The sequence below is a fragment of the Adlercreutzia sp. genome (assembly GCF_056795635.1).
This window is the reverse complement of the sequence record NZ_JBQIIT010000004.1, coordinates 66,825-77,202: the sequence shown is the minus strand read 5'-3', so window position 1 is coordinate 77,202 and position 10,378 is coordinate 66,825. Positions and strand designations below refer to the sequence as shown.

Annotated in this window: 8 protein-coding genes; 2 read left to right on the top strand and 6 right to left on the bottom strand. The window is 63.8% G+C overall.

Annotation, left to right across the window (positions count from 1 at the left end):
* Window positions 1-236 (bottom strand): PadR family transcriptional regulator (locus ACTOXK_RS03435; RefSeq protein ID WP_482279848.1); only part of this gene is annotated, 236 nt, incomplete at its 3' end.
* Window positions 237-475: 239 nt separating this feature from the next.
* Here ACTOXK_RS03435 and ACTOXK_RS03430 point away from each other — a divergent pair.
* Complete coding sequence (locus ACTOXK_RS03430; protein ID WP_482279847.1) at window positions 476-1,357, top strand: Fic family protein; 882 nt, start codon at window positions 476-478, stop codon at window positions 1,355-1,357.
* 67 nt (window positions 1,358-1,424) lie between these two features.
* On the opposite strand, the gene ACTOXK_RS03425 is transcribed toward ACTOXK_RS03430, so the two are convergent.
* Entirely contained in the window at window positions 1,425-1,898 is a 474-nt protein-coding gene (locus ACTOXK_RS03425; RefSeq protein ID WP_482278721.1) for a YbaK/EbsC family protein, read from the bottom strand.
* A gap of 250 nt (window positions 1,899-2,148) precedes the next feature.
* On the opposite strand from ACTOXK_RS03425, the gene ACTOXK_RS03420 reads away from it, so the two are divergent.
* Complete coding sequence (locus tag ACTOXK_RS03420) at window positions 2,149-3,186, top strand: threonine aldolase family protein (protein ID WP_482278720.1); 1,038 nt, start codon at window positions 2,149-2,151, stop codon at window positions 3,184-3,186.
* A 200-nt stretch (window positions 3,187-3,386) separates the two neighbouring features.
* Here the strand turns inward: ACTOXK_RS03420 and ACTOXK_RS03415 are convergent, their stop codons facing one another.
* The 4 genes from ACTOXK_RS03415 to ACTOXK_RS03400 form a co-directional block, all read right to left on the bottom strand.
* A complete protein-coding gene (locus ACTOXK_RS03415; RefSeq protein ID WP_482278719.1) occupies window positions 3,387-4,907 on the bottom strand; it encodes an APC family permease in 1,521 nt (506 codons plus the stop codon).
* Window positions 4,908-4,972: 65 nt separating this feature from the next.
* Complete coding sequence (locus ACTOXK_RS03410; RefSeq protein ID WP_482279361.1) at window positions 4,973-7,144, bottom strand: APC family permease; 2,172 nt, start codon at window positions 7,142-7,144, stop codon at window positions 4,973-4,975.
* A 212-nt stretch (window positions 7,145-7,356) separates the two neighbouring features.
* Window positions 7,357-8,703, bottom strand: a complete 1,347-nt coding sequence (locus ACTOXK_RS03405; protein ID WP_482279360.1) for a C1 family peptidase — start codon at window positions 8,701-8,703, stop codon at window positions 7,357-7,359.
* Window positions 8,704-8,795: 92 nt separating this feature from the next.
* Entirely contained in the window at window positions 8,796-10,154 is a 1,359-nt protein-coding gene (locus ACTOXK_RS03400; RefSeq protein WP_482279359.1) for a C45 family autoproteolytic acyltransferase/hydrolase, read from the bottom strand.
* Window positions 10,155-10,378: the final 224 nt, after the last annotated feature.

Sequence of the window (10,378 nt, the reverse complement as noted above, 5' to 3'; positions counted from 1 at the left end):
CGGCCCTCCTTCGTGACGCGATAGTACTTGCGCAGCCGCCCGTTGTGCTCGGCGGAGCGCACGGCAATGCAGCCCGCGCCCTCCAGCCGCTTGAGCAGCGGATACAGCGTCGACTCCGTGAGGCCCAGCGACGGCGGCACGTCTTTGATGATCTGGTAACCGTAGGATTCCCCCCGGCTCAGCACCGCCAACACGCAGGCCTCCAGAAACCCACGCTTCATTTGAGCGTCCACCATACCTCCTTTCGCATGATACTATGTATTGCATAGTATAAAAGCCGCACCGCTTCGTCAAGGGGCCGAGACCTTAAATTTTGTTGAAGAAGGAGCGGCACACCAACGCGAACTCCAGCGAAACGGCCGAACACGAGACCATCCCCTCGCACAAACGGTCGGCGACAAAGCGGGCACAGCGACTCTCCCCGAATAGCGCCATGCTACAATGGCCAGAGAATGCCCCGCTAGAAAGGATGATCATGAGCGCCGAGCCGGACTACGAACGCTACGAGGAGCCGTACTCCTACCGCGTGCGCGACCAGCGCGTTCGCTCCGCCCGGGGCCTGCAAGCCGTCGACGGCCTTACCACCAGCGCTGCCTTCGACGAGCCCGCCGCCCGCTATGTGGCCGGCGACATCAGCGCCAGCCAGCTCAGCGACATGGTGGATGAGTACTACAACCAGAAGGTCGAGCGCGGCATCAACCGCTACTCCCAGGAGGCCGACCTCGTGAGCGCACGCATCTGCAATGCGCTCGATTCAAACGGCTTCACGTTCTCCCCCGCCACGCTGCGCTCCATTCACGGACGTTTATTTCGGGGCCTCATGGAAGACTCGCGATACGAGCAGCACTACCGCGACTACAATCTCTCAAAACGTGAGTTCGTCCTCGCCCGAGAATCAGTGGCCTACGGCGACTACGTATCCATTGAAGACGATCTAGCGGCCGCGTTCGCCGAGTTCAAACCCGCAATGGCAGCCCTCGGCGACTACCGTGCCTATGCCGCTTCCGTGGGCAGCTTCATAACGCGCATTTGGCAAATCCACCCCTTTGCGGAGGGGAACACCCGTACCGTGGCTGTCTTTCTCCAGCAGCTGCTGCGCTCCCACGGTTTTCCCCATGATTGTAGTGAGGCTTTCGACCGATCGTCCCTGCAATTCCGCAACGCGCTCGTGCGGGCAAGTTACCGCAACGTGCCCCTTGGCGTGGAACCCGATGCGACGTTCCTCAACGAGTTCGTGCTCTGCCTTATCGAAGGAAAGCCCTTCCCCCACCGCAATCGCGACATGGCCGTCCCCGAGCTCTTCCGCTCCAAAGGCCTCATCCCTCCCCAGGAAGAAGGCTCCCACCGTATCGGATAAAAGGCAGGGGGATGTCGCCACAGCCATCACACGGGTCAACCAGCGAGCCACCGCATGAGCCGGGCGCCTACGCTTCCGGCAGTTTGCAGACGTCCACCCACTGACTGCTGGGCGTGTAGGCGGCCAGCTCGTCGGGGGTGAGAGCGATAGCGCTGTTGGAGCTGCCGCAGGCAGGATACACCACATCGAAACGACGGAGTGATTCGTCCAAATACACGTCGCAGCCCTCGTTCACAGCGAAGGGGCACACGCCGCCGACGGCGTGGCCGATGCGCGACTCGGCCTCCTCAGCGGGAAGCATGCGGGGCTTGGTGGCGAACTGGGCCTTGAACTTCGGGTTCGCGATGCGGGCATCGCCGGCACACACCACCAGCGCCACGCGATCGCCCACGGCAAACGACAGCGTCTTGGCAATACGGGCTGGCTCGCAGCCCACTGCGGCCGCCGCCAGTTCCACGGTAGCGCTGGACGTATCGAATTCCAGCACGTCCCCCGCGCGCCCAAGTTCCGCAAAGTACGTCTTCACCTTTTCGATAGCCATACTACACGCCTTTCGCTCGCCCATTCCGCAGCATCGCGCTTCATTATCGCCGCTTGCGTCGCCTGCGCTGCTGAGGCGCTGGGCATTCGGCTTCCCATTGACCGCAAAACCGTCGGAACGGCCCTTCACCATGGGTCGTGCTTGGAAAGTAAAGCATATAGTTTACATTCCAAGCACAATGGTCTGCCACCGAGCGTTGTTCTCACCGAACCGCCCTGGCGCCACCGCCGAGATCGCCTGAGGAGCCCCTATGATTTCTTTTGAGAACGACTATTCCACCGGTGCCCATCCGCGCGTGCTGGAGGCGCTGGCGGCCACGAACCTGGAGCCGGCTTCGGGCTACGGCAACGACCGGTTCTGCGCGAGCGCCGCGGAGCGCATCCGCACAGCCTGCGGCGACCCCGAGGCCGACGTGTTCTTCCTCGTAGGCGGCACCCAGGCCAACGCCGTGGTGATCTCGTCGCTGCTCGCCGGCTACGAGGGCGTCATCGCCGCCGACACCGGGCACATCGCGGCCCATGAGGCGGGCGCCATCGAGGCCACGGGCCACAAGGTGCTCACCATTCCCGAGCGCGACGGCAAGCTGCGCGCCGCCGATGTGGCCGCCTACCTGGATACCTTTTACGGCGACGCAAGCCACGACCACATGGTGTTCCCCGGTATGGTATTCATCGCGCATCCCTCCGAGCTGGGCACTGTGTACTCGCTGACCGAGCTGGAAGAGCTCTCGGCTTTGTGCCGCCGCTACGAGATTCCGCTGTACCTGGACGGTGCGCGCCTCGCCTACGGCCTGGCCGCCCACGACACCGACGTCACCCTGGCTGACATCGCGCGCCTCTGCGACGCCTTCTACATCGGCGGCACCAAGTGCGGAGCGCTCTGCGGCGAGGCCGTGGTGTTCCCGCGCGGCGGCATGCCCAAGCACTTCCTCACCCACGTGAAACAACAGGGGGCGCTGCTGGCGAAGGGGCGCCTGCTCGGCGTGCAATTCGACGCTCTGTTCACCGACGACCTCTACGGCGAGGTAGGGCGCACTGCCATCGATGCCGCCGCCGAGCTGCGCCGCATCCTGAGCGAGGCCGGCTGCACCTTCTTTCGCGAGTCCCCCACCAACCAGCAGTTCATCGTGTTGGAGAACGCCCAGATGGAGGCCTTGGCCGAGCGTATCCGCTTCAGCTTCTGGGAACGGGTCGATAAGACCCACACCGCCATCCGCCTCGTCACCAGCTGGTCCACCACCCCCGACGATCTGGCGGCCCTGGAAGAGGCCCTGGCCGCGATACTGTAGAGAATCGCCCGCCCCATCGGGCTCGGCCGCCCGAATCGGGCGCACTTGCAGCACTCGACACAAAAACGGCCCGGCAGCGAACTGTCGGGCCGTTGGGGCTTCGCACTTAGAGGGCCACGGGGGGGTGCGGCGCGCGAAGATCGCCGCGAACCCATTCCGGCCGCCGAGTAGCCTGCGACCACCCGGAAGCGTCTCGCGCCCTACCCGAGGTTGATCTGACGGTGGAGCACCTTCGTCAGCACCAGGTAATAGGCAACGCCGATGAGGATGAACACCACGCCGACGACAAGGGCCACGGTACCCACGGACATCAGGATGCCGAAGCAGACGAGCGCGCCGAGCACCGGGAAGACCAGGTGCATGACTACGGCCTTGGCCCCCGTGCGTTCCTTCAGCTGGAACCAGCAGAACACGATGACCGACACGTTCAGCATCACATAGGTGGACAGCGCACCGAAGTTCGAGATCTTCACCACGGTGTTCATGTCGATGTTGCTGAAATGGAAGACCAGGGTCAGCACCACTGACAGGGCGATGATGAAGATAACGGCGTTCAGCGGGGAATTCGTGCGCTTGTTCATCTTGGCCATGAACTTCGGCAGGCAGCCGCCGTTGGCCATGGTGAACATGACGAAGGCGATGGAGTTCTGCTGCGCGATGGCGGTGAACACGCCCTGGGCCAGGGCCACGCCCACGGCGCACACCACCATGAGCCAGGGACCGGCGGCCATCTTGGCCACCAGGTAGAAGGCGTTGTCGGTGTTGCCGGCGAAAGCGGCGCCCGACGGATCGATGGAGGTGGCGATGAAGCACTGCAGCGCGTACAGCACGCACAGCACAATGGCCATCACCATCATGGCGCGCGACGGTCCGTGCTGGGGATCCTTCGCCTCTTGGGTCAGGGTGGCAATCGCGCCGAAGCCCACGTAGGACATGACGGCCAACGACACGGCGGACATGGTGCCGCCGAACTCGAACTTCGCGGGGTTGAACAGGTTGGTCGGCGAGAAGTTCGCGCTCTCAGGATGCTGCACGACGAACATCACGCCGCACACCACGAACAGCGCCAGAATCACCAGCTGGGCCACAAGGGCCACCTTGTTCACCACCATGGCCGTCTTCATGCCGATGAGCGACACGATGGCCACAATGATAAGGAAGCCGAAGCACAGGGCCAGAATCGGCACATCCGGCAGCATGGAATGGATGGCGATGGCGGCGATGAGGTACACCATAGCCGGGCTGACCAGGTACTGCAGAAGCATGAGCCAGCCGGCGATGAAGCCGGGAAGCTTGCCGAACACGTGGCTCACATAGGTGAAGATAGAGCCCGAAGAGGGGAAATGCTGGATCATGATGCCGAAGGAGAACACCGAGAACAGCACGGCCACGAACCCGATAAGGAAGGCCAGGGTGGGCATGCCGCCGGAATCGGCGAATACGCCGCCGTAGACGGCCATGGGGGAAATGGGCACCATGGTGATCAGGCCCCACACCACCATATCCTTCACGGTGAGGGTCGCCTTGAAGTCGCCGCCGGCGTTCTGCTTCGTGGCCACCGTCGGCTTCGTCACCTTCTCGCCGTTGTTCTCGGGCATCGAGAGGCGGGCGGCCTTGCCTGGATCCGCCGCCCTGACCGATGCCGCGCCGCCTACGGCGGCCGCGACCGATGCGGAGGCCTTCGGCGGGGCGCCCGCGGTCGTCTTTGCGTTGTTGCTCATGGAGAACACCTCTATCCTGGGCGGGCCGCGCCCCGCGCCCGGGGCGCGGCCCGCTTCGTTACTGGCTACTTATCGTCGGTCGCCTTCGGGGCCGCATCGGCAGCGCCGGCCGCACCCTCGGCACCCGTCGTCCCCGTGGCCGCGGCGCCCTCGGCGGCCGCCGTGGGATGGCCCACCTCGCGCTTGGCCTGATCAGCAGCCGCCTTGGCCTCCTTCACCTCGCGGCGGGCAGATGCCAGGTCGCTATCGGCTTCCACCTGCTGCTCCAGGGCCTCGGCCTCCACCTCGTAGGCATAGGCCTTCTCCTGGGAGGCCTTCGCCGCCGCGCGGGCAGCCTGCTCGGTCTCGGTGGCCCGCTGGGCATCGGTCACCGGGTCGCGGGGCACCGATTCGGCGGCCACCTCGTCGGCAGGGGCGGCGGGCACCTCGGCATCCAGCCGCACCGGCTCGGTTCCCTCCACCGGCGTCGGCACCGCAGGAGCCTTCTTCAGCCCCACCGTGGCGGCCGTGCCGATACCGGCCTTCTTCGAAATCACCGTCGGCTGGCTCATGGGGATGGCACCCAGCGCGCCAATGGACGTGCCGCTGGTCTTCACCGGATGGTTCATGGCCGCCGGGTCGTCGCCAGCCTCAATGGCCGGAGAGGACGGATGGTGCTTGCCGTGCACGTACTCGTCGGGCAGCACGATTTGCTCGTTGGGGTTCCACAGCTTCTTGATGGGCATGCCCATGGGGTTCTGGCCCTCGCTCATCAGCTCGGACGGCACATTGGACAGCACCTTCTGGGGCTTCTTCAAACCCTCGAGCTGCCAGGTGAACGGGGCGAACACGTTGTTCTCGTCCACCCAGTTATGGCGCTTGGAGGCCTGGTACACGCCGAAGCAGATGGCGAAGGTGACGACGATGATGGCCACGATAACCACCACGTAGGTCACCGGGCTGCCCACTTCCTCGGCCACCTGGGCCGGCGGGATGATGGCCAGCACGATGCCGAACAAGCAGGCCAAAAGGCCAAGGCCAGCCACGAGCCACGCGCCCACGTTGCCGCCGGGCACCTTGAACAGGCGCGGACGGTTCGGCTGATCGCGGCGCAGCTTCAAGAACGAGACGAACATGAGCACGTAGTACATCATGTACAGGATGGTAATGGCCTGGGTGATGAGCACGACGAAGCCCTCGATGTTCGGAATGAGGAAGCACAGAAACGCGATGAGGGTCATGAACGTCATCTGCAGGTACATAAGCCGGCTCGGCATGCCGTGCTTGTTGGAGTTCTGCAGCACCTTCGGCAGGAAGCCGGAACGGCCAGCCTGGCCGAGCATGAACGAGGGGCCGGCCATGTTGGTGACGAGCGATGCCATGGAGGCACCGAGGCCGACCCACACGAAGGCCACGTAAATCCACGGGCAGTTGAAGGTGGCGCCGAGAATCTTATAGGTCTGGTACAGGCCGTAGACCAGGTTCATGTCGGATTTCGGCGTGACGATGGCGATGCACACCGTACCGGCGATGAAGATGATCAGCGTCAGGATCATGGCGATGAAGATGGACAGCGGGAATTCCTTCTGCGGCTTCTTCAGCTGCTTGATGTGGGCGGCGTTCATGTCGATGCCCGCGAAGCTGAAGAACACGCCGGCGGCCAAGGCCAGGTTGGTGAGGCTGAAGCCGTCGCCGAAGGGATTGAACGCCTCGGGCGTGGGGGTCACATTGGACACGTTGCCCTGGGCAAGCCATACCACCGTGAAGACGACGATGAAGGCCAGCGGGATGAACGTGCCGATGATGACGCCGTACTTGGTCAGGCGGGCGAAGGCCTTCACGCCCTTGGTAGCCAGGAAGGTCAGGCCCCAATAGTAGGCCAGCCACGCCAGAATGATGAAGAACTGGTTCTCCGGATGGTTCATGAACTGCACGGCCCAGTCCCAATCGGGCGTGTAGAAGCCGATGGTGGCCGATGCCGATGCAACACCCATGCCGAAGTTGATGGAGGTCTGGAACCAGAGGATCAAAAGGCAGGTGAATGCCAGGCCGGGGCCTAAGGCCTCGCCGACCCAACGGAAGATGCCGCCGCGCTGGCCCCAGCCGGAGGCCAACTCTGCGGCCACGAGGCCGGTGGGCAGGAAGAATACGAGAGCGCCGATGATAAAGAGCGTGACGGAGGACAGCCCGTAATAAGCCTGCTGGACGTCATTGGCAACGCTGCCGATGATGGTCACGTTCATCATGACCAATGCCATGAGGCTAATATAGGCTCCACTGCTGGCCTTCGCTGCGCCCTTCGCCGGCGCCTTCGCCGGATGAGATGCGGTTTGGGAGCTCATTGTTACCCCTCACGAAAGGGTCCGGCGGAACGGTCGCGTCCCGATCCGCCGGACAGCGGATAGTGTGTGCGGGCCTTGAGATGCCCGCGGAGCCGGCCGCACGATGGGCGCGCAGCCGGCGGGTGCCCTTAGGCGGACACCGGGTTGAAGGTGTTCCAGAACGGCCAGACGATCGGGTCGGAATCCAGGGCCTTCTGCAGCTCGGGGGTCAGGCGGTCCTTGCGGATGGCCACCTCGTAGACGAAGTTGTCGAACCACTCGTCGCTGCACACGAAGTAGCCGTTGTTGCCGGTCTTCTTGCCGCCGTTCTCGGTGCCCCAGCTGTTCTCGATCTTCCACTTGGTGGGCTTGCCGTCCTTGATATCCACGCCGGCGATGGTCATGGCGTGGGTGGGCAGGCTCTCGTGGGTGGCGAAGCGCTCGGCCTTGTCCATGGTGAACTTCACGCCGAACAGCGACTCCAGATCGAACAGATCGAAGTCCATGACGCCGGCCTCGCGATCGCAATGCTGCAGCACGTCGGAGCCGAACCAGACGGGCTCGCCGTCCTTGAGCGACTCGATGACGTAGCCCTTCAGCTCGTCCATGGGCACGTTCAGGTACAGGTTGCGGCGCTCGGGAATCTGGTCGGAGTCCTGCACGGCGTACAGGCGGCCGTAGGGATTCGCCTCGCCCGGCACGTTGATGATGCCCACGTAGTCGTCCAGGTTAATGGGCACGTACTTCTTCAGGAACTCCAACGGGGTGAGGCCCAAATCGGCGTGGTACTTACCCTTGGCGTCGTTGTAGGTGAAGTCGAACTTCTCCGGGGGCTCGCCGAAGCAGACGGCCAGGATGCGGTACACCTCGGTGAGCATTTCCTCCTGGACGGCCTTGGTGTCCTTGCCCTCCTGGGCCATGGTGCGCAGCTTCAGACCGTTCTGGCGCAGCAGATGCGAGAGCACCGTGTTCAGCTCGGCGGTGTTATTGGTGCAGTGGGTTTCGCTCATGGCGGAATGGGGCATCACGCCGTACTTCTTCACCAGGGCGCAGACCATGTCCCAGTCGCCGCCATCCTGCATAGGGGCGCTGAACAGCCAGTCCACCTCGCGGTCGTCGAGGGCCTTGTCGGCGGTGGCCACCACGTGCTCCATGAACCAGGCCGCACGCTCCAGCTTGCTGAAGAACGCCAGGTAGGCCTGGGAAAGCTCGAAGGTGCCCCGGGGCAAGTCCAGTTCCTTCTCGATATGGAAGCGCAGCACGTTCAGGCAGGCGAACATCCAGCAACGGCCGGACATCTTCTGGTTGGCCACGGCCTGGTCGTCCACGTCGATGGAGAACGCGAAGTTCTTGGGGCTCATGGATTCGAGCACCTCCACGCTCTCGGCCGACGCCAGAATGCCGTTCTTGGTAACGGCGCGCTGGGCCACGTGCTGGGTTTCGGCCTTCTTATAGGCCTGAGCCATCTTCGCAAGTTGTTCCTTTGAGATTTCCATAATCTATGCTCCTTTATTCTCGATAGGCTGATGCGGTGTATGGAAAGGACGCGAGCGCCGTGGAGAGGCGCGGCATCCGGGTTCCCGGTTTTCTAGTCGAACAGGGTCCAGGGCTGGGTGGGACGATCCTGGAGGTAGCCGTCCATCCACTTCCACAGCGGATGCTGGTCCATGAAGTCCTTCGCCACGAACTCCACCCCGTCGGCGCGGCCGTAGCGGCCCCACATCTTCATATGCTTCACGTCGTCGGGGCCGGCGGCCTTGGCGTCGCAGGAGCCGGCCGGGTAGAACGGGATGTTCCACACAGCATCGGGGTCATCGGCGTAGTACTGCGGGTCCACGTCGTAGTGGGCGCAGATGTTGCGGCTCGACGGGCAGTTGTAGCCGAGGTACACGTCGTAGGTGTCGGCCAGCATCTTCTTCACGACTTCCAGATCGATCTTCCCGTAGTACGCATCGATCAGCTCCATCCAGCGCTGGCGCCGGGCGCCGGTCTGCTGGCGCGGGTCGTTGAAGCCGTTGTCCTTGCACTCCAGGTTGCGGATGCGCGGGTCGAACACGGCGTTGCAGCCGAAGTAGGCGCCGTCCATGGTGCGCTCCAGGCTCGTGAAGGCCAGGCCCTGCTCGAAGCGGGCGATCTCGCCGGTGTTGTGGTCGGCGATGAGCCAGGCGTTGGCATAGCCGCCGTTGTTCTGCTTGTTCAGGCGCTCGACGAACTGGTCGATGGCGGCCGAGAACTGCACGGCGTCGCGGATGCGCACCCACTCGGGCATGCCGGCATCGTCGTAGCGGTCGAAGCCGGCCAGGGTGGTCTCGGTGATGTTCAGGCCGGCGGCGGTCACGTAGAAGTCAGTCATGGAGGACAGCATGCACGGGGCCGAGGCCTGCATGATGAAGGCGTAGCCCTCGTCGGGTTCCACGCGCTTGCACACGTTGAAGTACTGACCGCTCCAGAACTCGTCGAAGCTCTCGTGGCCCAGGTAGGGCTTGCCGTCCACGGTGGCCGAACCCGTGGCCACGATGGCGGAGCAGTGCTCCTTGCGGTGGGTCTTCATGAGCGGGCGGCTCATGACCTTCCCGGCGTTCTGGGGCCACCAGTAGCCAGTGATCTCCATCCAGTCGTTCCAGGCGATCATGTCGTCGGTGGTGGTGGGCACGCCGGCGGCCGTCAGGCCCTCGGCCATGCCGCGCAGCTCTTCCAGCCAGCGGGCGGGAATCATGTCCCGGTGCAGCTTCAGCGCCTGCTCGGCGAACCACTCGTAGGTCATGCCGAAAGATTCCAAAGTCATGAACTTATAGACGCGCAGGGCGTCTTTGTACTCGTCAACGAGCAGGTAGCCCTCTTGGAAGCCGCACTCGTAGGGAGTGCCCTTCACCTTGAGGTGCTGCCAGCCGTTCACCTGTTGCAGCTGGGCGCGGTCGATGATCTTTTGCTGCTCGGCGGTAACCATTGTCTGCTCCTTTCCTGCGCGTCTCGCGGACGCGACGCCATCACGCTCTCGGATGGGGAAGCCACCGACGCGGCGGTCGCCCGGCACAACCGAGACGCTCCCGCGCTAGCGAGCCCCGCTCGACCCTGCGGACGGCGGCGGACTTCCTCATGGGAAATGCTGCCCTCATGATGCGCTCGGCGGTGATTGATTAGGTTTCGGCTGGTATTTCCGTTTCTGCGCCG